We start from the raw sequence: 22589 nt of genomic DNA on the forward strand, positions 1-22589 counted from the left end.
CACGATCTGCTTTTCTGATTCCATCCCTTTAGCTTGTGCAAATTTTTTAAAAACGTCACAAAGATGCGAAATGGGGAGCCGTGAGATTTCAGCAATATCTTTCCCGTCAAAACGGACAGTTAAGGATTCTTTTCGGAGCCGCTTTCCATTGCATTCGGGGCATTTACTGCTGACCATAAACCGGCTTACCCTTTTTTTCATCAGTTCGGACTGAGTTGAACTGAATGTTTTGAGTACATAAGGTTTGGCTCCGATGAAAGTTCCCATGTAATCAGGACTCTTCTTGTTTTTTATGGCTTTTGCGGTTTCTTCGGGAGAATATCCAGGATAAACCGGAACAGTTGGGGTTTCGTTCGTGAAAAGGATCCAGTCCCGCTGATCTTTGGGTAAATCCCTCCAGGGAATATCTACGTTGATACCCATTGAAACCAATATGTCCCGTTGGTTCTGCCCCTGCCAGGCCAGGGGCCAGGAAGCTACTGCCCGTTCCCGGATGGTCAGACGGTCATCGGGGACCATTGTTTTTTCTGTAACTTCAAATACGCTTCCCAAACCGTGGCATTCCGGACATGCACCTTGTGGGGTATTGGGCGAAAAGCCCTCAGCATAAATAATGGGCTGTCCTTTGGGGTAGTCCCCAGCCCTGGAATAGAGCATGCGCAATAGGTTGGACAGCGTGGTCACACTTCCCACCGATGAACGGGTGCTGCTTCCGCCTCTCTGCTGTTGCAGGGCGATGGCTGGTGGCAGGCCTTCTATAGATTCCACTTCAGGAACACTCATCTGATGGAAAAGTCTACGGGCGTATGGGGAAACTGATTCCAAATAACGCCGTTGGGCTTCGGCGTATAAAGTTCCGAATGCAAGTGAGGATTTACCGGATCCGGAGACACCGGTAAATACCACAAGTTTATCCCTTGGGATATCGATGTCAATATCTTTAAGATTGTGCTCACGCGCACCTCTGACCCTGATCATATCCTTGTTTTCCTGCATATTATTTTTCTTGTCCCCTTATTGTAACTGAAATGGCCAACTTCTTTTGATATTTATAACCGGCAATCCAAAAAAGGGATAAAAGATGAACTAAAAAAACAGGCCGGATCTTCTGGCCTGTTCTTATTCAAGCTCCGCTTTACTGTCCGGACTAGCTGTTTTTTTTGATATATTCAGCTATCTTTTCTCTCGACGAGCTGCCCGAAGCTTTTGCCAGTTCTTTGTACTTTGATGGAGTAACCCCTGCCTGTTTCGCAGCATAAGCTACTTCGCTGGCATCATTGAGATCCACTTTGGAATCTTCCCTGCCGTCCTGTTTACTTTTGTTATCGCTCATAGTATCAATGTTTTCTTCATTTAACAATTTCTCTGACCTGATTGTTTAGCTGGCGATAAACTGAATTTCGCCAGTTTCCAGAAGGCATAGACTTTTTCTCTGGGAGCCTGAACGGTTACCTTTTCAATAATGGTAATGGCGTTATTGGATTTATTGCTGGTTGCGCTTTTTCCAGCTGATGCGTACGGTTTCATTCCCCATTATAAAGGCTTCCAGATCCTGGTTTCTGTCCTTGGATGGTGTTAATCTGACTGACGGCGATTTGTAAGTTTAAATAACCGGAGCAGTGCTCCGGCAGCAAACGCAGTATTGTTGGCCTGGTACATGATCTTGTAGCCAACGTCCCCCAGTTTTTTTGCGGCGGTCTCCGCTTCCTTCAGGTATTTTTTATCCCCAGTAAATTCAAAGGCCCGCAGCAAAAGTTCAATTTCTGCATCCCTGTCTTTTGTTTTCCTATAAGAATTAGCAGTCTGGAAACCGCATCGATATGGATGGGATTGCGCTTTCATATCTTTCTCCTTCCTGGATCCTGGCTGGCATGGTAATTTTTTTCACGGACTGAAATTTTTTAGAGAGTTCTGTCGATCAGTTTGGACAGCTCCGGCCAAATGTTTTCTGCTGCAATCTGATATCCTGCCGCAAGTGGGTGCACTCCGTCATGCATGTTTAGCCCAGGTTTCCCTGCTACTCCTTTTAAAAAGGATGGCACAAGTGAAATTTTGTTTTCTGCCGCCATGTCTTTGTAGATGTTCTGGTAGGCCTGACTTTGCGTACCATGCACTCCATGGGCCCATTCCGGCAATGCCAATCCCAAAAGCAGGATGGCTGCCTGCGGATAATAAGTTATTACCTTTGATATTATGGCCTGTAGGTTATGGGATACGTCAAGTGGGCTTATTCCCCGTAAAAAGTCGTTGGCACCGAGTTCGATAACAAAAATGTCGATATTTCCGCTTAAATGCCTGTCGAGCCTATCAAGGGCAGAAGCGGTTGTGTCCCCACTGATTCCTGTATTGATGACCCCGTAATCCAGGTTGGCAGATCTAAGTTTTCCGGCAATCAGGGCTGGTATGGATTCAACTGAAGGATTATTTAATCCATATCCTGCGATAAGGCTATTGCCAAAAAAAACAATTCTTTTCATATACCTTAAAGTTTTTTTCTGATCAAGAGTGCGGAAATAAATACAAGTGCACCAATTGCAATGTATTTTCTATGCGCTTTTGGCCGCCCAGGTATTCCCCATCCGCCATATACAGAATTTCCAAAATCTACCGGATTGAATAAATTTCCACTCGTCGGTTCTATCGACTTTGCCTGTTTTAGATAGGTAGTGATGATGCTCCCCGAAATCCTGTCTGTGAGCTCAGGAAAAATTACCCGCGAAATCCGCAACAGTGATGAAAAGCTGCCTACCATTTTCTCTTTTTTGGGATTTAGGGAAAGTTTAATGATCTCCTGTGCCAAACGGTTGGGGTCATATACTATTGGACCTGGTTTAAGCACTTTTCCGGTATAATTTGCGGCATGCTGCATCCCCGGCGTATCCAAAAAACCGGGAAATACATCGCAGACGAATATTTTCGGATATTTTACAAGTTCTGATTTTAGTGCTGATGAAAATCCCCTCAGTCCGAATTTGGCAGCCGAATAGCTTGCTCCAAATGGAACCGGAAGAAATCCTCCGATTGAAATGTTGTTGATCAGTATGCCGTTTCCCTGAGCTTTAAAATAGGGAAGGGCGGCGTGCGCCCCATGCATATAGCCCAGTAGATTTGTCCGTATGACCTGCTCGCTTACCTCCATTGGTGTAATGTCGAATTCGCCAATGGCCAGCACACCAGCATTATTTACCCAAACGTCTATAGATCCATAGGTTTCTGAAGCAGTAGCGGCCAAATTGATAACTGAATGGTAATCGGCCACATCGGTTTCGACGCATTTCACGCTAACTCCATGCAGGGAACATTCCTCGGCCAGTTCTTTTAGGGCAGAAAGATTTCTGGAACCAATGGTTAGATTGTCACCATTACTGGCGAATGCTAGTGCAATTGCCCTTCCTGCACCGCTTGACGCTCCGGTAACGACGATATTTCTTTTTTTATTTTCAATTTTATTGATCTGTCCCATTATCTACTAACCCGATAACAAATGCGAATGTTTTTGATCAGTTCTTATTATTTTGATCTTAAAGTATGATCTCATTTCCACTTGCAGTTCCTATCTTCGTTGTTTATTTATTATATGGGCGAGCGTATTGGGGAAATTTACGGGAATATTGACATCTATTTATTGGACCAACTGTTAAAAAATACCTATTCGGATTGTAAGGTGGTCCTCGATGCAGGATGTGGCACAGGAAGGAACCTTACCTACTTTTTAAGTCAAGGGCTTGATGTCTATGGTGTCGATAGAGATTCTAATGCAATTTCCCAGATTCAGGATTTAGCTGCTCGTCTTTCAAAAAAAAGCTCCAAGGATAATTTTTCAACATTGCCTATAGAGGAACTACCCTTTGAGGATGGAAAATTTGATCTGGTGATCAGTAGCGCAGTTCTGCATTTTGCAGAAAATCTTGAGCATTTTGAAGTGATGCTGAATTCAATATGGAGGGTTCTTAAACCAGGAGGGTACTTTTTTTGCCGTCTGGCATCAGATATTGGTATCGAGTCGTTGGTAAGGTTTATTGGAAACGGCAGATACATACTTCCCGATGAATCAGAACGCTTTCTGGTAAATCAGGAGATGCTGCTTAGATTGACTAAAAAGCTTTCCGGGAAACTTCACGAACCGATCAAAACTACAAATGTCCAAAATATGCGTAGCATGACAACCTGGTGCGTGAGGAAAAACTTTTTATAACTTCATCATTTGAAATGCCCCTAAATACTATAGGTTTTAATTGCTAATAATTGCGAGCTCCAGGCTTTGTTTGGAGGAGCACTTCTAATTTCCACTTCTTGATTGCAATTTTTCTGGGGCGCCTTTTTTTGCGAATCATTGTTTTTTATCGTGGATCATGGTGTTGCCTTTAAGTATTTATCCTGTCTTCCATTATCACGCCGCCCCTGTCAAATTCCGGAACCGTAGACGTTAAATATCCAATTCCACGCAAGCCATAAAAGTCGGCAATCCAGTCAAGAATCCCACAACAAGCTTAGAAACACTAAAAATAAGCCAAGTGCACACTTTAAGGCCTAACCAGGCCATAATTTAATGCGGAATAAGTGACTACTCTGTCCATAAAGTAGTGGCACTTTTGCAAAAATCCCCAGTATAAGAATTTGAAACGGTCGCAGGATGACCTGAAGTTGAAATTTGGCTTTTCTTTAATGCAAGTTCTTAAAGATTGTAGATCGGGATTGAGCAATGAAGTATCGCTGGAATAATATTTAATCAGCACATTTGTATTTAAGTTAGCAAAAATCAGATATACCATGGTATTGGACAAATTTTCAGAAGTACTCAACGATGCAATAAATTATTTTATTTTAGGCGATATTCAGCTCTTGAGTGCATATAAAACTGATCTTGGTCTGCCTGATGATCTGGCCAGGGAGTTGACAACGAGTAGTACCGGTGATGATATTGTGGAGAACGGGATTATTATTCCCATGGTAGGGATTGAAAACTGTCCTTACACGATCATTTTTCATTCACAGCGCAGTTCGGTAGAACTGTTGAAAGATGACAGCCAGTTGCAAGTGCGCCAGGACGGTTATGTTCTGAAAGTTGAAAATGGAACAGTCTTTTTATTTACCTGGCGGATTCTGGAAAATTTTACTGATGCCAGCGTTGCCGGATTGATCGAGCGTTACCGGCTTCAGCATAGGCCTTTGGTTGCGCTGGAAAACGGTTGGTACACGGTGGAGATTTTCGGCGGGCTTACCATGCAGGAAGTCGAAACCAGGATGGATAACGGAAAGATCATCAGCGATAAGGAATTTGAGCCGACGCTGGAATTTGTTTTTACTGCGGTTGCAGAGCAGAGGGAATTTACCGCGGACATCAACTATGCTTTCAAGCTTACAGACACGGGCTATTGATCAAAAATTAAAAAGGGGAAAAGGGGATTGGCTATCCGGAAGATGAATGTGAAGGGCAGGAAGGATAAACAGAGAGGGAATGTGCTGAAGAAATTTTAAATTGGTCTGGGTATTCGATAAAACAATTTATGCTTTGATTGAGTTATTTATAAAAGTAGACATTGGAAAGAATCGGTTTTGGTGGGAGCTGCCATTGGTGTACAGAAGCCATATTTCAATCGCTGATTGGGGTTGAAAAGGTTGAGCAAGGCTGGATCTCGTCTGCTGATGAGCACCTTGAGTTTTCAGAAGCCGTAGTTGTCAGTTATGAACCTATTGCGGTCAGTTTGGAAACATTGATTGAAGTTCACCTGTATACACACAGCTGTACTTCCAGGCACAGTATGCGTACCAAATATCGCTCTGCTGTGTATTTTACCTCAGATGGGCAAGGGCGTGAATCGGCTGCTGTGATAGGGGATCTACAGATCCACTTTTCCGATACGATCATTACACAGGTACTGCCACTCATCGCATTTAAGCTTAACAGTAACGAATATTTGAATTACTATTATGATAATCCTCAAAAACCCTTTTGTAAGAATATTGTGCATCCTAAATTAAAAGTGTTACTCGCAAAGTTTTCCAGTTTTGTCGATAGAAACAAGCTGCAGGATTAACTAAGGTGGCGAAGTTTTAATTTAGGCATCAGCTAATCTTCATTAATGAAAGTGCCAGTCTACTTGGATTTTTAACATGTTATTATTTACCTGTGAGCTGTCTTAAAATGGTTCATTTTGCTTGCTTAGGTGCAATATAAACGTTGAAGCAGTGCCAATTAAGCTGATAAACACAAAACCATGAGATGGTACGAAAGATTTTCATTTCCGCGTGAGTAATGCTGAGTTCACAGGGTTAATGCCATTGCTGCCAACAATAGGATCAAAAGGGGAAGAATGACAAAAAGCATACTCAACAGGACCAGTTTTTTTATTATCCGCCTGCATTTTATTTCGTCTCTGACCATCTTTTCCCGCCATTTATCAAAGCTGTTATCATGCGGTTGGGCTGAGGAAACTGTTGATGCTCCGATAAGAAAATCAGGCGATTTTTTTTCTGGGGCTTCATTCCGGCCCTTTCCGGTTTTAGGGGCATTGAAGAACCCCGGGCGGGTCTGCCTCCGGTGATGAATGTGGGTTTTTGTCTGATAAAGGGTGGTTTTACAGCTGCTCTTTTTTCTGGTTAGATTTTCTTTCATATCTGTAAAACTTATGGTTGACTTAATGCTGAGCTATACCTGCGTATAGCATAAATGCCTGTTATGGCAGTGAGAAAGAATAGGAATAGGGAATTTTCATCTAAGGGGCATGCGATATTGGTGAAATCATATAAGTAGTTATTTGCGGCGCAGTCTGTTCCTATACAGCATAATGTTGTTGGGTTGTGTATTGCCGCGCTGGTGAAACGGGGACATACGGACGTGTTTGAAGTTAACGTTGAAAATGCCCCTTCGTACTTTGGCTTAAGAAAATTGAGGCCGCTTCCGAAGCCATTTTGCTGATAATAAATCGTTACAGTCCCCGCTTTACCACATCCGGTCAGTGGTTGGGCCAGGACACTGGCTGAAAATAATCCCCATACCAGTAAAGTCAATGTTGGATATTTCTTTTTCATGAGCAATTTCTTTAAGCAGTTACCGATCTTATTCTGTTCAATTGATGTTGGATTCGGTGCCTCTTTTGGGCGCTTGATCAAACTAAAGTCTGATCCCATCAGAAACTGTTCCTTCATCACGCGATTTGCGGTAATGAATGAAACGAACACCTTAATCTGCTTCTGAGCTGCTTAGATCAATGAAAAGGTCATGACCCCGGTTTTAGTTGTATGTGGGTTCCAACTGCAATGAACAGCGCTAGCTGGATATTGTGTAGCCGATTATTCAATGATGGAGACATTGTTTCTTTCTGACCGAAAACTTTATCAGGATCTTGTTCGCGGTAGGAACCGGTTTTATGAGCTCTTTGCTGAATACCACTCCGCTTAAAACCTTTTGAATTTTACACATGTTCTGAGCTAGGGCGGATTTAATTTAGGCCTTTTTTATTTATGGACGCATTCAGAACTTTTGATTTTCACAGGATATTTTTTGGTGATCTTCCTTATGGTTTTTTACTGGAGATCGTTTTCCGTACGGCAGTGATGTACGGCTATACGATCATTTTGCTCCGGCTGCTGGGTAAACGGAGCATGGGGCAGTTGAGTACGCTTGAGCTTGCCATCATTATCTGTTTCGGTTCAGCGGTCGGTGATCCGATGATGGGCAAGGATATTCCCATTGTGCACGGGATGGTAGTGATCACCACGGTGGCTATCCTGCAGAGCGCTGCTGAATGGATCATCAACCGCAATAAGAAACTGGAGGCTTTTATGGAAGGGCGGCCGGACTGTCTGGTCAAGGATGGGATGATCATTAATACCTCACTGAACAAAAACAGCCTGAGCCATGAGGATCTTTACCGGTTTCTGCGCAGTAAGGATATTGAGCATTTGGGCCAGGTAAAAAATGCTTTTTTTGAAACTTCGGGGCTGGTGTCGGTATGGTGCTTTCCAAAATCAGAAATGGTTCCCGGACTGGGCATAATCCCCGAGGAACATGTCGCTGAAGAACGGATCAGGAGTGCTGGCACATCAGTTTCCTCCGCAGGACATTTTAGCTGTACCCACTGTGGTTATACTCGGTATATTACCTCAGGCAGGGATTTTCCGGTCTGCCCGAAATGCAGTGGAGAGGAGTGGGTCAGCGCGGTTGAATCCTAACTGTTGAGGCAGTTATTTATAAGAATTGCTTTTGATGTTTTTTATTGTAGATTTTGTATGGCTTGTCAAATTCGCGGTATGCTTTCAGCAGATTGTGCACAAATAAAATAACTCTCTTTTTCAAACGGTTAGCTTCATCCCGTTTGTAGATGGCGGTGAGATGGTAATTTTGTCTGATGAAGATTTGTGTAGCCGCTGTTTTGGAGACAGAATTTCTTCGGGAGCCAGCACTGGCAAAGATCATGGACAATAGACTGCTCAGGGCGGCTAGGGAACCTCAGGATTTCCACCTGATCACTCTTTTGGGAAAAAGATCTGCAGTTGACGTGCTAAAGGTTCAGCTGAGTTATAACCAGAAGTATAAGATCCGTTACCGGATTGTAAACAATATGCCGATGGATATTGAGCTGCTGGTAGGGGAAAGATGTGGTAGGCTGGGCTATATACCCTATAAGCATGCAGCAAGTGAAAAGAAAGGGCGCTATGGTAAATAAGCGGATATTTATACGGTTTTGGTTTTCAGGGATATATTTGGGTGCTAAAGGTTTACTGTTCTTGCAGCTGAAACACCCAGCTCAAAATTTCTTTTTGGAGTTCTGCCCCTGATCTTTCATGTTTTTTGTTTTGGAGGCGGCCTTTTCCGGCCCCGGTCTGTTTGCCGCTGAGCTTTTGGCGGCATTTGTTATTAACCGTTTTTCCAGCGCGGCGAGACGGCGTTTCCATTTTTGCAGGATTTCATGCGCATAAAAGGGGAGCTCGTCCGGACCGAGCATGCCTAGCATTTTTGCCAGTGGACGGGAGTCCTCGGCGATTTTTTTATGCTCACTGATCCATTCGCGCTGCGATTCGGCGTTATGGTTTTCATGGGCGCTGAGGGAATCTTTTAAAAGGGTGATTTCCGCCTGGATATTTTTTTCCTTTCGGTATAAGATCAGCAGTCTCGAGGTAGTGGCAGTATGCAAGGGATTTTTTTTAAGTACCAGATGGTAGGCTTTAATGGCCTGAAGGTTTTCTCCGGCAGCTTCAAGGCTTCTTGCGCTTTCAAACTTTTCAGCTTCCAGGATCCTGCTTTTTCTGCTCATATCATCTGTCCGTTTATTGGTGATCGCTAACGGCACTTGCCTTTATTAAAGCGCATATCTCCGGCCAAATGTTTCTGAGGCGATCTGATATCCAGGGGCAAGGGGATGAACACCATCAGGCATGTTCAGTGCACGCTTACCGGACACGTTTTTTAGAAATGAAGGTACGATGGCAGTATTGTTCTCTCTTGCCAGCTTTTCATATATCCCGCCATATCCCCTGCCGTGGGACATGTGTGCCCATTGTGGCAGCGCAATGCCCGGGATGAGTATTGATGCCCTGGGGCATTCCGATTTTACGCGGGATATGATGGACTGCAGATTATCATAGATGAGACTGGGGGCTATGCCCCTTAAGAAGTCATTGGCCCCCAGTTCAATGATAAAAATGGCGATGCCGCCTTGAAGCGAGCGCGCTATCCATGATAACGCGGAAGCAGTCGTATCTCCGCTGATCCCGGCATTGACCACCTGGAAATTCATCCCGTGCTGTTTTAGTTTCTGATCGATCAATGCCGGGAGCGATTCGCTTGCAGGATCTTTCAAACCGTAACCAGCTACCAGACTGTTGCCAAAAAAGACAATTTTCTCCATTTCTTATGCGCTCTTTTTATCCGCTAAAATCTATTTGGACTTTTATCGGTAAATCCGCTCTCCATTATAATTTATTTCTGATCCGGGTCGATAAAAGCCGCCCCAAATTCAGGATCCAGTTTTTTGTACAGGGCGGTCGGTTCTGTGGTAACGGTGAGTTCCAGGGTAGGGCCGATGATCAGCTCCAGCAGGTGGCCGCCATGCACAATGCCATCAGCGGTTGCTGCGCTGAAATGGGTGTGTGCAACTGGCTTTCCGTTGTATATTGCGATATCTCCTATGAAGGAGGTCACCTCTGCGGTGTCGATTGGGATAATTTTAAATTCTTTTCTTTTGTAATCGTACCATCCTGCTTTGGCGGATAGCGCATCACCGATAGCAGTATAGTGGGCGCTTTTAACCTGATACTGTTTCGCAAAATCGGTCAGGCCGGATACCACCTCGTCGCCTTTTGAAAATACGATGAGATAGGTGGAGCTTTTGCCGTTAACACTTAAAAGTTTGACTTTCATTTTTGGGGCTTTCCCGGATTCGACTGCTTTCGTTGGCGATACGTATTGCTGGGCGGTTAGCTGCCGGGTGGACATACACATCATCACACCCAGACAGATTTTAAAAAGGTTCATTTTCATATCTTGTCTTTTCATTAAAAACCGCAAATCCTAACCGATTGTTTGAATCTTCAGGTTTAACGCTTTCCGTTTCTGACGATCATGGGATTGAGCATATCCGGTAATTTGACTGCTATGCAGCTATGATCTTTATATCAGTTCATCGAAATGGATGGGCAAACTGTTGATGCGTTTCCCCGTTGCATGGAAGATCGCATTGGAAATGGCAGCGGGCATGCCTACCAGCCCGATTTCCCCGACGCCCTTAACGCCCAGTTCATTGATAAGTTCATCTTTTTCATCGGCAAAAATGACTTCCATTTCTTTGATATCTGCGTGCACCGGAATATGGTATTCGCCAAGGTTTGCATTGATATATTTTCCAAGGTTTTTATCCATAATGGTTTCTTCATGTAGCGCTTTGCTGATGCCCCAGACCATAGAGCCATAGATCTGGCTCTTGGCTGTTTTCGGGTTAATGATCTTTCCGGCTGCTACGGCGGTAACCACCCTGGTGACTGTCACTGTACCCAGCTCCCTGTCTACCTCAACCTCTACGAAAGATGCACTATGAGTGGCTTTGCCGTATTTCCTGAGTTTTAGCATATGGGGTTTTCCCATATTGGTGGTCTTGATAGTCCTACCTTTATTGAAAGCAATAATCTCGCTAAAGGATACAGCTGTTGTTTGATCAGCTTTTAACTGTATAGTCCCTGCATTAAAGGTAATTTCCCTGTCCCCAGTTTTGGCAAATGGGGAGTTATCCATTTTTCTGGCTACTTTGAGTATTTTCTTCTTGAGTTCTTTTGCCGCCACTACGATCGCAACCCCGGTGGAAGAGGTCATCGCCGAACCGCCCTGGAACATGGAGAACGGTTTTTTGCTGTCCCCGTACCGGAAATCCACATCCTGGATAGCTAAACCAAGTTCATCAGCTGCAATCTGGGTCATTACGGTGAACGTGCCGGTGCCGATATCGGTTACAGCATTATTGAGTATCATTTTTCCTTCTGCGGTAATCATAGCTTCTACGCGTGAGGGAAACTGGAAAGCATCCCAGATCCCCGTAGCCATGCCGTAGCCGATGAGTTTATTTCCACGGCTCATACTCCCTGGCTCCGGGTTACGGTCTTTCCATCCGAAGCGCTCAGCGGCCTGCAGGTAACATTCCCTTAACGCTTTACTGGTATATGGCTTTTTGCTCGAGGGATCCACATCCGAATAATTCAGCAGCCTGAGATCCAGCGGATCGATTTTGAGCTTATAGGCCAGTTCATCCATCGTACATTCGATCGCATGCAGGGATGTGCTGCCGCCTGGTGCCCGCATGTCCATAGGGGTACAGACATCCAACGGGACAACCTTTTGTTCAAAAAGTGTGTTGGGTGCCGGGTAAAGGCGGTGGCTCCATGAGGCAACAGGTTCGGTGTAATCCTCATAAGACGAGGTTTCACTCACCGAACTGTGGCTCATAGCGGTAAGCCTGCCATTGATGTCGGTGGCGAACCTGAGCTTTTGCGAGGTCTGCGGCCTATGGCTGAAAGAAAACATCTGTTTACGGTCGAGTACAACCCGCACATTGCGTTTGAGATGGAGGGCTGCCATGGCGCATAAAAGCAGCTGGTATTGCGGCCTCAGGCCGGAACCGAATGCGCCGCCCACAAAAGGTGCGAGCACCCTCACGTCTTTATATTTGAGGCCGAATACATTGGCAACGAAAAGCTGGTTATTGATCGTGCCCTGTGTTTTATCATAAATGGTAAGCTTGCCTTCACCTTCATATTTAGTGGTGGTAGCAAAAAGCTCCATTGGGTTGTGGTGCTCGGTGCCATGGCTGAAATCACTTTCGACCTTGACAGCGGCGTTTTCAAAGGCTTCTTCAAAATCACCTGTCGGCGGGGGAGGAGGAGGTTTGAGCGCGGTTGCAAGCCCGGTTTTAGGCGCTCTTGCCTGCCCTTTTTGATCATCCAGACAAGCCTCGAAAGGTTTTTCTTCAAAGTCGAATTCTACCAGTGTGGCTGCATAACGGGCAGTTTCAAAATCTTCGGCCACAACCAGCGCGATGGGCTGGCCGTTATATAGGATCTGCTCATCAAAAAACGGTTTGAACACGGTTCCCGGTGGGGCATCCATATCGGCATACTGGAGATCAAACCAGGCCAGTTTGGGCCTGTTCTGGTGCGAAAGGACCGATATTACGCCTGGAATGGTCATTGCCTTTCTGGCATTTATGCTGACAATGCTGCCCTTTGTAATGGAACTGTTCACCACATAGCCGTGGAGCAGGTTTTCTACATCATATTCCGCCGCATATTTAGCCGCTCCGGTTACTTTAAGTCTGCCTTCTAATCGGCTGATGGGTTTCCCAACGGTTTTATCTGTATGCATTTTTCCCTAGTTGATGGTATGGTTTATACTGAAGGTTGCGCCCCGGGCTGCTGAGAAGATGGATCCAGCGCCATCAGGCAGTTTCTGATGATGGCCTTTTTGGCCAGGGGGATTTTGAAATCATTATTGCCGGAGCCTTTTGCTCCCTTTAGTATCAGTCCGGCCGCTGCTGAAAAGTTTTCGCGGGTAGCCGCTTTGTTCACTAAGAAGTCTTCCGCCTCCTTCACCCGCCATGGTTTGTGGGCAACGCCGCCCAGGGCAATGCGTGCTTCCCTGATGATGTTTTCTTCGAGGGTCATGACGGTCGCGACCGATACCAGGGCAAAGGCATAGGAATGCCGGTCGCGGAGTTTTAAGTATGAATAATTTTCCTTAAAGCCTTTTTCGGGAAGGTCTATTGAGGTGATAAGTTCCCCGGCTTTTAAGTTGTTGTCCAGTTCGGGCCTGTCGCCGGGAAGCCGGTGGAAACCGGTAAAATCGATGCTCCGTTCTCCTTCAGGGCCTGACAGGTTAACCCTGGCGTCTAGCGCAGCGAGCGCGACGCACATGTCTGAGGGAAACACGGCAATACAGGAGTCACTTGTGCCCAAAATTGCGTGCATCCTGTTGTAACCTGTTTTTGCCGGGCAGCCTGATCCCGGAATGCGTTTATTGCAGGGGACCTGATGGTCATAAAAATAATAGCAGCGTGTTCGCTGCAAAAGATTTCCCCCGTTACTGGCCATGTTCCTGATCTGCGCCGATGCCCCTGCGAGAATGGCTTTGGAGAGCAGCGGATATCTTTCTTCAACCAGCGGATGATAGGCTGTGTCTGCATTCCGTGCCGCTGCGCCTAGCCTGATGCCTCCATCCAGGTTTATTGTTATTTTCTGGTTTGTACTGATATGGTTGATATCAATCAGTGTGGAAGGGTTTGATACATTGTATTTCCAAAGGTCAATCAAATTGGTCCCGCCAGCGATGAAAAAGGCGTTTTCTTCTTTTTGCTGCAGATCGATTGCGGTTACAGTATCCTTGGCCTGGAGGTATTCAAAATTATTCATTCCACCCTCCCTGCTTTACCTGCATGATCGCATCAATGATTCCCTTATTTGCCCCGCATCTGCAAAGATTGCCACTCATCAGTTCGGCAACTTCTTCGCGGGTTGAGGCGCGGTTCTCTTTGAGCATCCCCACTGCACTGCAGATCTGACCGGGGGTGCAATAACCGCACTGAAAGGCGTCATGCTCAATAAAGGCCTCTTGCAGGGGATGGAGGTCATCACCGCTTGAAAGGCCTTCGATCGTCGTGATTGCTGAGCCGTCTTTCATCACCGCCAGGCTCAAACAGCTCAATATCCTTTTGTCATCACAGATGACCGTACATGCCCCGCACTGTCCATGGTCACAGCCTTTTTTTGTGCCGGTAAGTTTGATGCGGTCCCGCAGCGCGTCGAGCAGGGAAACCCATGGCCTTAAGTTCAGCTCATGCCGGATCCCGTTGACTGTAAGTATTGTTTTGCCCATCTGATTATGTTTTGAGTTGTATGCCTGTTTCTAAAACTGGCCAGTGGGCAAAAAAGTTTTAAACCTCGAAGATAAATGCCGCCTACCTGCAATAAAGTTGAGGAGGGTTTGACCGAAGTAGGATTTAGAAACTCGCCTTCCTGACGTGATTTTAGGGGTTGTCAGGTGAGGATGTCATCTATTTTCAGAGGTTTCCGGCAACCGGAATGATCCTGCTGTGTATGCCTGCGAAAAGGCTTTGGATGTAGGCAGCTAGCGATATTGCGGAACAGTGGCCTGAAATTTGATTAATTTTTGAAATGTCAACTAGCCTTTCCCAATTATTACCTTCATACTCCTGTGTGATTATAGATGATGATGCAACAGCCTTAGAGGTGCTTAAAAATTACATCAACCGGCTGCCGGAACTTCAGCTTTTTGGTTCCTATCAGGACGCGTCGGTAGCGCTTGATGAAATGTCTGATATAAGAATGGATTTTCTTTTTCTGGATATCCGCATGCCTGTTTCGGGGATTGATTTTGCCAGAAAAATCCGTGATAAAGTAGACTATATTATCTTTATCACCGCTTATACAGATTATGCTCTTGACGCATTCAGCGTCCACGCCGATCATTATATGATCAAGCCTTTGTATTTCGATGATTTTCTGACCGCTATAAACCGCGTGCTATCTAAAGACGGGCATTATCAGATCGCAGCCCGCGGATGATCTGGTGTTTCCTCTATAGCTGATGATCTGTATGTCTGAAGTTTAGGGTTTATACCGAGAATTTTTTAAAGCTTAAGCCAACAGGGAAAAACAGATGTCAAATCAGCAGGATCCACCAAAATTGAAAATTTACTCTTTAAAAAGAAATCGGTTTTAGTTTTGATCTGTTGATGTCATTTGAGTTTTTGAAGAGGAGTGGGCGGTAATTTTAAGTTTGTAATATTGTTTGGAGCGCTGATTTGAAGTAGAGATCATTTGAGGTTGTTAGCTTGATTTTGTCATTGAGCGCGACAGGCAGCAGTGAATAATATCCTACTTTTGGCCATTTGCTCCTTTTTGTTTTATCGAAATTAAAGTTGGCTGCCGGGTTGGCTGGAGATGTAACTTTTTTATTGAATTTGATGAAAAATCGTCTGCCAGTGCTTGATTGCTGTTTTCATAATTCCTGATTCTGATATTTTTCTTATATTTCCCTGTAAAGGTTTCACCTGCCCGGATCAAATGTTACTGGACTCCTAGCGGAAAAAGCTGTCTTATGAAAATTCTTATTGTTGAAAACGAACCCACAAATCTTGAAGTAATGGCCTTGGCCATGGAAATGGAAGGAATGGAAGTCTTTCCGTTAATCAGTGCAAAGGGGTTTATCCCTAAGGTAACTGCAATCAGGCCGGATCTGGTCCTGCTGGATATTGAACTTGATGGCTTTGATGGAAGGGAACTCTGCAGATTACTAAAACGGACTGATGGAATAAACCATATCCCTGTAATAATCGTTTCTGCCTGTATCGGTGCCAAAACGCAATCATCCTTTGGATATGGTGCGGATAGGGTGATAACCAAGCCTTTCGACCTGGTGGAGCTGATAAGAGAGGTAAAAAGCCTGGTCAGAAAATAATTGATCGCTCCGGGTGAACTGGTTGGTGTAATCATTTGATTCCTTTGTTACCGCCTAAAAAAAAAGCCGGTCATACGGGACCGGCAGTACATTTCAAATAATTGTTTAATGTGAGCTGATTTTCTAGCGGTATAATTTTAATTTTTTCTTTAGTTCTAACCTCGCCTGGTGGATATGGGTTTTAACTGTTCCAAGAGGGATTTCAAGCTCATCAGCAATTTCATGGTATTTGTATCCTTCCACATAGCGCACAAATGGCATCCGGTGAGCCTCAGGTAGTCCGTTCAATGCGTTCTGGATATCCTGCATCGCAAATTTGTGTTCTGCACTGTTTTTTGATGCACTTCCGGTGAGGTGCGCACTGCTGATTTCTTCCTCTGTGGTAACGACTGCATTTTTCCTTGCATTTTTACGGTAATCGTTGATAAAGGTGTTCCGCATGATCACAAATAACCACCCTTTAAAATTGGAGCCTTCCTGAAAGCCTTCCTTGAACCTTAGGGCTTTGATCAGGGTATCCTGAACCAGGTCGTTTGCATCCTCAGTATCCCTTGTGAAATTTAGGGCATGGGCATGAAGTTGATCTGCATGGGCTGTAACCATATTACTGAATGTTGCTGTTTTCATAGACATTAGGATTTTAGGTTTCTATATAACCATACTTTTTCCAAAATGGTTTGTCTTTATTTCCATTTGATGAATCTTTTTGATTTCACCCTACAAATTGCTATGGCCGCAGTCGTGTTCGTTTTTCTTCTGAAATCCAATTGTTCCCCAAGGGATTTCCGGGAGCTTTTTTTATATCTGGTAGCGGGGAACAGGCGATATAAGCCAGACTGGTTTTTGTTTTTTTGTTGATAGACTTGCCGATAATGAAGTTAAGGCATGTTTTGACCGTTATCGGTCAACTTCTGAATACTGACGGTTAGATCGGATAGTCAATATCGGTAACAGGCCTGTATTTATGGTTCTTTTCATACATTCTATTGTTTGTTACACAGGAATATACCCTCGCAGCGATTTTGAACCGGATTGCATTGAGTACCGACATCTTGTGTTTTCCCTCTATATCCAGTTTACGGTGATAGTAAGCCTTGATATCCGGGACGAACCTTTTGGCCAGAACGGCAGAGCTGTGTAAAAGCGCTTTCATTTTTTTATTCGCAATCTTTGACACCCGGGTTTTCTTACTCACTGTGGTCCCCGACTTATAGGGAAAGGGCGCTACGCCGGCATAAGAGGCAAACTGTTTGATGGTCCTTATACTTCTAAATTCATTGGTGCAGATCAGGATCTGCATGGCAATCACCGGCCCCACGCAAGGCACCGACTGGATCAGCGTCATCAGCCGGTTGGTTTCCCCATCAGATTTCCACGTCGCCTCTATTGAATCCTCAACATCCTGTATGTCCAGTCTGAGTGCATCGATACTCCTGGAGCAGAGCCTGTTGCTCTGTTCGATCAGCCCTTTTTTGACAAAACCTGCGTTCTCTTTCAAAGGGACCCTCATGGCGATATGCAGGGACTGCAGCCGCTTTCTCAAAGTGGAAAGCATGGCCAGCTGTTCGATGATCGGCCGTTTTGGTACCCGTAACCTTAATACATCCCTGGATTTGTAGAGGTATAGGGCGATTCTTTCCGCATCTTTTTTATCAGTTTTGCCCCTTGTGGTGCCCAGGGAATTTTTAATATGGAGCGGCGGGTCAACGACGGTATCAATTTTAAGCGACTTGAGTTTGTTGATCAGGTGGTTGCCATAAATGCCGGTACTTTCCATCCCGGCAACAGCATTCCTGGTGGTAAATTTTAATGATGCTTTCAGCTGCGCCATATGGTCGCCGATCGGTTTTGGTTCATTGGGGATGGTGTTGTGGATCAGGATAGATCCACGGACCATGACGGCGATATCCAGGGTTTCTTTTGATATGTCAATCCCGATGAAATAGACATACTTTTTTGTTTTGTTTAATGCATCCATAATAGATGTTTTTATAACCCCATCTCAAACGGTCAGGCGTTTACTTGAATTTAGGTCTTACCTGAGCAATGACATGACTCACCTGACCGTCCTTTTAATTTCATTGATCGTTTTCTTGCCGGGCCTCTTACTTAAGCATTGGTCTTGCCTATAGTTGATCTTAAGTCTGCTCCCAATAATCATAAGATCAATCAGTTAAAAGTTTGATGGGGATTAATTCATATGAGGATTGTTTAATATTGAGTTTTCCGTTCGCTTTAAACAAATTTATACATCGTAGGTGATTTTATCAATAGTTTTCCTTCCGGTGCTGCGTTTTGATAAGCGGTCAGTAGGAAGCATAGCGGGAAGGCTAACGGTCTACTGAGGTGCTATTCGGGGTGTTTTAGCCGACCCCTGCGGGCCGGGCCATTTGCTGTATCTTTTGTTCCAAAAGGATGCCGCGTCTGTCCCTGGCGGAAGAAAAACACACTTGTAACAGTTTGTTTATGAGCGGTTCAGTTTGCTAATGGGGGGCATTAAAAGCCGTTTTGTACAACAAAAGTTGGCAAAAGGGGGGTATCCATTCAATTCGGGTACAAATTTAGGTTTGATGCCCGGCACGCAAAAAGAAATTCCGGCATAAACCCACCTGTGGCATTTTCGCACTTTGCCATTTATTCCGTTGCTTCTTTTGCTTTGGCGGCCATAAAACCACCTGGGGCACCATAATTAAATTAAATGTTATGGAAAACGTAAATTATCAGGTTGCAGAAATTGAACTTAGCTACCGTCCAAAATTCAAACCCGCAGAAAGGCCACAGATTGATTGCTCGGCCAAAGCTTACCAGGTGCTCATGGGCAGTTGGAGCCTGGATAAAATAGAACTGGTGGAAGAGTTCAAAATCATTCTGCTTAACAGGGGGAACAGGGTACTGGGGATTGTCAATATCTCTCAGGGCGGGATGTCCGGAACGGTAGCCGATCCAAAAATTATCTTCGCCATCGCTTTAAAAGCCTGTGCCAACGGGATTATTCTTTCCCATAACCATCCCTCAGGGGAATCCAGGCCGAGTGATGCCGATATCAAGCTGACCCAAAAGCTATCGGAAGCAGGTAAGCTGCTTGATATAAAGGTCTTCGATCACATCATTGTATGCACCGATAGATACTTCAGTTTTTTAGATGGGGAGATGTTATAAGATCCGAGCTCCTATGATCCTTTCATAGGAGCTTATTTTTTGTTCATTTCGCTTAAGAAAACTTGTTGTGCATTCGGGTTTTTCACTCTAATTCTGAACCACATAGTTCCTACGAGGGTTTCCCGACCCGGATTTCCATTTTTTTGATTGAAATAAAGCGCATAAAGTACCTGTAGGCATTTTGAGTAGCAAATTTCTGAACAATCCGTCTGCCGGAAAGACCAGGCCCTAAAGGGTTTGCTGAAAAAAAATCTTCCTCCTGCGGAGCGTATTTTTTGTTCGCAAAGTCTTGCCTCGCAGGCCGCATTGTATCAAGGTGAGGTGGCTTAACAAAAAGCCGGGAGGCTCCCGCCGACTGACTTTGAACAAAAAATAATTAAGCCATGAACCCATTAACAGGAAGAAGCCCGCCGATCCCGTATCTCCGCAAAGCGGAGCATGTCGGAAACATTGCCCCAATTGGGCAGATTATCAAACAGTTTTTTATCAATCATTTAAAATCAAAAATCATGAAAAATCAAAGTATCAGTACAGCAAACGGAAAAGCAGACTTTTTAGACATCAAAGGCGCTAAAAACCCTATCTATCAGCCAATGGCAGGAAAGGTAATAAATGCTGAAAATAAAACATCGAGGAAGGATGAACCTCAAAAACAGGAAACCCCATTGGCCCTAAAAACCGAAACCATCGGGGAAAATGCAGAGGCACCAAAATCGCTTGGTGCGGTTGTTCAGCCTGAAGAATTTAAAGCGGAAAAATCCGAAGCTCAAAAAGTGGAAAGCAAAACCGAAAAACCCACCATGAATTTGGAAGGTACCCTGAAACTTGTGGAAGAACTACACCGCCGGATGGTACAAAGAGGAAGACTGGTCTATACCATTGATAACCTTGACAGGTTCGAGGTCGAGCAGAAAGAAGAGGCAGAGGACACAACCTCCAATTATTACCAGGGCTGTGAACTGGAGATCACAGACGATAAACGCAATAAGTTTTCTACCAAAAACCCTGTAATTATCAAGGCCGTAGCCATGTTCGTACGTGATCTATGTATCAGCCGTTTAGCTGAAATTGAGGCAGAAATTACCATTCCTGCTTAAAGCCCATCTTTTATCCTGCCCCTTTGGGGCGGGATTAACCTAAATCTAATCCCCATGAAAACAGAAGAAATATTTTTTATAGTCCGCATACAGGTAAAGACCTCCCACGGAAATATCAACGAAACACTGCAGGAAATGGAAAAGTCCTCCCGGTTCTTCATTACCAATACCCCAAAAGTAAAAGTGATAAACTCTGAAATCCTAAGTACCCACACCCGTAACCTAAAAAATAGAAACCATGGCGCATAACTTATATTATAATCAGAAGAGCAAAGAACACAGTTTTTTTACCGTCAGGGAAAAAGCATGGCATGGACTGGGTAAGGTTGTTGAAGATTACCCCACCAGTGCCGGGGCCATCAAACATACAGGCTTGGACTATACCGTCGAAAAGAGGCCATTGTTCACCCTTGACAACACAAATTTTGATCTGCTGAATGCCCTCGCAGATGGAATTGAACCGCAGGTATCGGTGCCGAATTATTTTGCGACGCTCCGAACAGATACCGAAGAGATATTGGGTGTGGTCGGCAAGGATTACCAGATCGTACAGAATACCGATGCATTTTCATTTTTCGATAGCATCGTAGGCAATGATACGGATATACGCTATGAAACCGCGGGTGCATTAGGGAAAGGGGAGCGCATTTTTATTACCGCAAAACTTCCCGATTATATTAGAGTGGGGAAGGATGACCTGATCGAAAAATATGTTTTTCTGACGACCTCACATGATGGGTATGGAAGTATCACAGCAGGTTTTACGCCAATTAGGATAATTTGCCAGAATACCTTAAACGCCGCCATCCCGTCCGGACAGAACAGCATTAAAATACGACATACCGCAAGTGCTGTTGAAAGATTAAAGCAGGCGCACCAGTTGATGGGAATCTCCAATAGCCTCGCCAGTGAAATGGAACAACTTTTTAATCATTGGTCAAAGGTGCGTATTACCGATAAGGAGCTTAAAAAACTGATAAGAATTGCAATGGCACCCAGCAAAGAAGTGCTCAACAGTTTACAGGAAGAAAAATTCCATCACCTTTCCAGCCATTATCTAAATATTGCCGACAGCGTTTTTGATTATGCCCTTGCCGCACCTTCGCAACAGGAGATTACCGCAAAAGGAACTTTGTTCGGCGCTTACAATGCCGTTACAGGCTATTTTCAGAATGTGAGAAACTTTGGGAGTGAAGAGCATAAACTCAAAAGCATCATGTGGGGCACTGGTCTCCAGCGTGCACAGACAACATTTAACCTATGCGAAATGTTTTCCCATAGTGGTAGCCTTCAGCTAAATTGATGATGTGGCCGTAAGGCCATTTCATTTCTGAAATTCCCGGGGCGCGCTACGCGCACCAAGCTCCGCAGGGTCACTGAAACTCTTTCTCGATCTGAAGCGATTTCTACATGAAATGATAACGATTCCCTTAATCATGGTGCAAAAATGGTTCCTTGGTTTTATGGGGTTAGTAATTTTAAAAAGGTGAAACAAATCAAGTATACCCCGCATCAAAAGAAAAGTATTTAATTACGAGCACTGTTGGCAATCTGTCAAAGCTAAATAAGTTAATAATAAAAGACTATTTTAAAAAACATACCTGGTATGAAGGCTGGTTGAAGGCAAGCTCCCACAAAGACCGAAAAACTTCAGCAGAGATCATATCGCCTTTGACGGTATGATCAATATTAAAATTGCAACAAGATTATTTTTTGAATTCCTGATCCAAGACTCCGTAGGTAGCGCCTTCACTCTGGTTTTTATAAATATTGATGACCACCAATTGGGTTCCGTACAATACAAAAAGCCGATGTGAAAGCAACGATTTAACGCCACTTGGCCCATACCACCTGTAACCTGCCATGTTGCCAAATAAGGTATAATCATTAAAAGTAACAGCTTTCCTATTCTCATCAGATACACCGAATTTATCAGCGATAAAATGGTATGTAGTACGGATTGTTTCTTTTGATTTAAGGTTATACAAAATGCCGGTGTAACGGTTACCTTTTAGTAAATTGCCGTTAACTTTTTTTACAAGCAGGGCAGAAGTGTTTTTACCACGGGCAATAACCCGATCACCTCTAATCTGATAATTTTCTTCCCCGCCACCAAAGTCAAACCTGATGCTTCCCTTTGCAACGGTATACTTTCCCTGCCTTATTTTCCCTTCCACATCTAAATGTTCGAAAGTATTGTTTTCTCCAAAGCTGTATATAAAAGGGGTTTTAAAGTTTGTATTCGCCGGGTTGGCATAAGCAACAATACAATAATCCTTTAGGTTGGTTTCCTGACTGTTTGCTTTGAAGGAAGCAATCAAGATCAATAAGAACAAAGCGCCAGATTTTAAATCAATGATTAATTTTTTCAT

At 44.3% G+C, this 22589-nt stretch carries 26 protein-coding genes and 1 pseudogene; 11 read left to right on the forward strand and 16 right to left on the reverse strand.

Features of this window, described 5'->3' with window-relative positions; genetic code table 11:
* The 6 genes and pseudogenes from R2S57_RS20305 to R2S57_RS20330 all read right to left on the reverse strand — a co-directional run.
* Positions 1-978: pseudogene (locus R2S57_RS20305) on the reverse strand (excinuclease ABC subunit A); the annotation flags it as partial.
* A 169-nt stretch (positions 979-1147) separates the two neighbouring features.
* The gene (locus R2S57_RS20310) at positions 1148-1333 is read right to left on the reverse strand and encodes a DUF3606 domain-containing protein (RefSeq protein ID WP_316846767.1); all 186 of its coding nucleotides are present in this window, start codon (positions 1331-1333) and stop codon (positions 1148-1150) included.
* 20 nt (positions 1334-1353) lie between these two features.
* Positions 1354-1527, reverse strand: coding sequence for a hypothetical protein (locus tag R2S57_RS20315; RefSeq protein WP_316846768.1), 174 nt, complete (start codon positions 1525-1527; stop codon positions 1354-1356).
* A gap of 48 nt (positions 1528-1575) precedes the next feature.
* On the reverse strand, positions 1576-1842 hold the full coding sequence (locus R2S57_RS20320; RefSeq protein WP_316846769.1) for a hypothetical protein: 267 nt from the start codon (positions 1840-1842) through the stop codon (positions 1576-1578).
* Between the two features lie 59 nt (positions 1843-1901).
* Entirely contained in the window at positions 1902-2477 is a 576-nt protein-coding gene (locus tag R2S57_RS20325; RefSeq protein WP_316846770.1) for a GDSL-type esterase/lipase family protein, read from the reverse strand.
* A 5-nt stretch (positions 2478-2482) separates the two neighbouring features.
* Positions 2483-3463, reverse strand: a complete 981-nt coding sequence (locus R2S57_RS20330; RefSeq protein WP_316846771.1) for an SDR family oxidoreductase — start codon at positions 3461-3463, stop codon at positions 2483-2485.
* A 114-nt stretch (positions 3464-3577) separates the two neighbouring features.
* Here R2S57_RS20330 and R2S57_RS20335 point away from each other — a divergent pair, with 114 nt between their 5' ends.
* The 3 genes from R2S57_RS20335 to R2S57_RS20345 all read left to right on the forward strand — a co-directional run bounded on the left by R2S57_RS20335 (position 3578) and on the right by R2S57_RS20345 (position 6038).
* Positions 3578-4195: a class I SAM-dependent methyltransferase gene (locus R2S57_RS20335; RefSeq protein WP_316846772.1), complete on the forward strand. Its 618-nt coding sequence runs from the start codon at positions 3578-3580 to the stop codon at positions 4193-4195.
* Between the two features lie 575 nt (positions 4196-4770).
* Positions 4771-5379, forward strand: a complete 609-nt coding sequence (locus R2S57_RS20340; RefSeq protein WP_316846773.1) for a hypothetical protein — start codon at positions 4771-4773, stop codon at positions 5377-5379.
* Between the two features lie 161 nt (positions 5380-5540).
* Positions 5541-6038: a peptide-methionine (S)-S-oxide reductase gene (locus tag R2S57_RS20345; RefSeq protein ID WP_316846774.1), complete on the forward strand. Its 498-nt coding sequence runs from the start codon at positions 5541-5543 to the stop codon at positions 6036-6038.
* A 589-nt stretch (positions 6039-6627) separates the two neighbouring features.
* On the opposite strand, the gene R2S57_RS20350 is transcribed toward R2S57_RS20345, so the two are convergent.
* On the reverse strand, positions 6628-7149 hold the full coding sequence (locus R2S57_RS20350) for a hypothetical protein (protein WP_316846775.1): 522 nt from the start codon (positions 7147-7149) through the stop codon (positions 6628-6630).
* Positions 7150-7464: 315 nt separating this feature from the next.
* On the opposite strand from R2S57_RS20350, the gene R2S57_RS20355 reads away from it, so the two are divergent.
* Together R2S57_RS20355 and R2S57_RS20360 are read left to right on the forward strand one after the other, a co-directional pair.
* Complete coding sequence (locus R2S57_RS20355) at positions 7465-8175, forward strand: YetF domain-containing protein (RefSeq protein ID WP_316846776.1); 711 nt, start codon at positions 7465-7467, stop codon at positions 8173-8175.
* Positions 8176-8351: 176 nt separating this feature from the next.
* Positions 8352-8669, forward strand: coding sequence for a hypothetical protein (locus R2S57_RS20360; RefSeq protein ID WP_316846777.1), 318 nt, complete (start codon positions 8352-8354; stop codon positions 8667-8669).
* Between the two features lie 81 nt (positions 8670-8750).
* Here R2S57_RS20360 and R2S57_RS20365 read toward each other — a convergent pair whose 3' ends face one another.
* The 6 genes from R2S57_RS20365 to R2S57_RS20390 form a co-directional block, all read right to left on the reverse strand.
* Positions 8751-9257, reverse strand: coding sequence for a hypothetical protein (locus R2S57_RS20365; protein ID WP_316846778.1), 507 nt, complete (start codon positions 9255-9257; stop codon positions 8751-8753).
* Positions 9258-9302: 45 nt separating this feature from the next.
* The gene (locus tag R2S57_RS20370) at positions 9303-9851 is read right to left on the reverse strand and encodes a GDSL-type esterase/lipase family protein (protein WP_316846779.1); all 549 of its coding nucleotides are present in this window, start codon (positions 9849-9851) and stop codon (positions 9303-9305) included.
* Positions 9852-9922: 71 nt separating this feature from the next.
* On the reverse strand, positions 9923-10498 hold the full coding sequence (locus R2S57_RS20375) for a PPC domain-containing DNA-binding protein (RefSeq protein WP_316846780.1): 576 nt from the start codon (positions 10496-10498) through the stop codon (positions 9923-9925).
* A 114-nt stretch (positions 10499-10612) separates the two neighbouring features.
* Positions 10613-12850 carry a xanthine dehydrogenase family protein molybdopterin-binding subunit gene (locus tag R2S57_RS20380; RefSeq protein WP_316846781.1) on the reverse strand — a complete coding sequence of 746 codons (2238 nt, stop codon included), beginning with the start codon at positions 12848-12850 and terminating at the stop codon, positions 10613-10615.
* Between the two features lie 23 nt (positions 12851-12873).
* On the reverse strand, positions 12874-13893 hold the full coding sequence (locus tag R2S57_RS20385) for a xanthine dehydrogenase family protein subunit M (protein ID WP_316846782.1): 1020 nt from the start codon (positions 13891-13893) through the stop codon (positions 12874-12876).
* On the reverse strand, positions 13886-14356 hold the full coding sequence (locus R2S57_RS20390) for a (2Fe-2S)-binding protein (RefSeq protein WP_316846783.1): 471 nt from the start codon (positions 14354-14356) through the stop codon (positions 13886-13888). Before R2S57_RS20390 ends, R2S57_RS20385 begins: the two co-directional genes overlap by 8 nt.
* A 299-nt stretch (positions 14357-14655) precedes the next feature.
* Here R2S57_RS20390 and R2S57_RS20395 point away from each other — a divergent pair, with 299 nt between their 5' ends.
* Positions 14656-15066 (forward strand): LytR/AlgR family response regulator transcription factor, encoded by a 411-nt coding sequence (locus R2S57_RS20395; RefSeq protein ID WP_316846784.1) that lies wholly within the window; start codon positions 14656-14658, stop codon positions 15064-15066.
* Positions 15067-15601: 535 nt separating this feature from the next.
* Positions 15602-15961 carry a PleD family two-component system response regulator gene (locus R2S57_RS20400; RefSeq protein ID WP_316846785.1) on the forward strand — a complete coding sequence of 120 codons (360 nt, stop codon included), beginning with the start codon at positions 15602-15604 and terminating at the stop codon, positions 15959-15961.
* 123 nt (positions 15962-16084) lie between these two features.
* On the opposite strand, the gene R2S57_RS20405 is transcribed toward R2S57_RS20400, so the two are convergent.
* Together R2S57_RS20405 and R2S57_RS20410 are read right to left on the reverse strand one after the other, a co-directional pair.
* Complete coding sequence (locus tag R2S57_RS20405; protein WP_316846786.1) at positions 16085-16588, reverse strand: RNA polymerase sigma factor; 504 nt, start codon at positions 16586-16588, stop codon at positions 16085-16087.
* A gap of 298 nt (positions 16589-16886) precedes the next feature.
* Complete coding sequence (locus tag R2S57_RS20410) at positions 16887-17939, reverse strand: IS110 family transposase (RefSeq protein WP_316846787.1); 1053 nt, start codon at positions 17937-17939, stop codon at positions 16887-16889.
* A 725-nt stretch (positions 17940-18664) separates the two neighbouring features.
* Between R2S57_RS20410 and R2S57_RS20415 the strand changes: the two genes are divergently transcribed.
* From R2S57_RS20415 to R2S57_RS20430, 4 genes are all read left to right on the forward strand, one after another.
* A complete protein-coding gene (locus tag R2S57_RS20415) occupies positions 18665-19120 on the forward strand; it encodes a JAB domain-containing protein (RefSeq protein ID WP_316846788.1) in 456 nt (151 codons plus the stop codon).
* Positions 19121-19503: 383 nt separating this feature from the next.
* The gene (locus R2S57_RS20420; protein WP_316846789.1) at positions 19504-20217 is read left to right on the forward strand and encodes a hypothetical protein; all 714 of its coding nucleotides are present in this window, start codon (positions 19504-19506) and stop codon (positions 20215-20217) included.
* 54 nt (positions 20218-20271) lie between these two features.
* Complete coding sequence (locus R2S57_RS20425) at positions 20272-20466, forward strand: hypothetical protein (protein WP_316846790.1); 195 nt, start codon at positions 20272-20274, stop codon at positions 20464-20466.
* Entirely contained in the window at positions 20456-21520 is a 1065-nt protein-coding gene (locus R2S57_RS20430; protein WP_316846791.1) for a DUF932 domain-containing protein, read from the forward strand. The genes R2S57_RS20425 and R2S57_RS20430 overlap by 11 nt, the downstream gene beginning before the upstream one ends.
* Before the next feature lie 403 nt (positions 21521-21923).
* On the opposite strand, the gene R2S57_RS20435 is transcribed toward R2S57_RS20430, so the two are convergent.
* On the reverse strand, positions 21924-22589 hold the full coding sequence (locus tag R2S57_RS20435) for a hypothetical protein (RefSeq protein WP_316846792.1): 666 nt from the start codon (positions 22587-22589) through the stop codon (positions 21924-21926).

The sequence above is a fragment of the Pedobacter psychrodurus genome, assembly GCF_032678585.1.
Lineage (GTDB): Bacteria > Bacteroidota > Bacteroidia > Sphingobacteriales > Sphingobacteriaceae > Pedobacter > Pedobacter psychrodurus_A.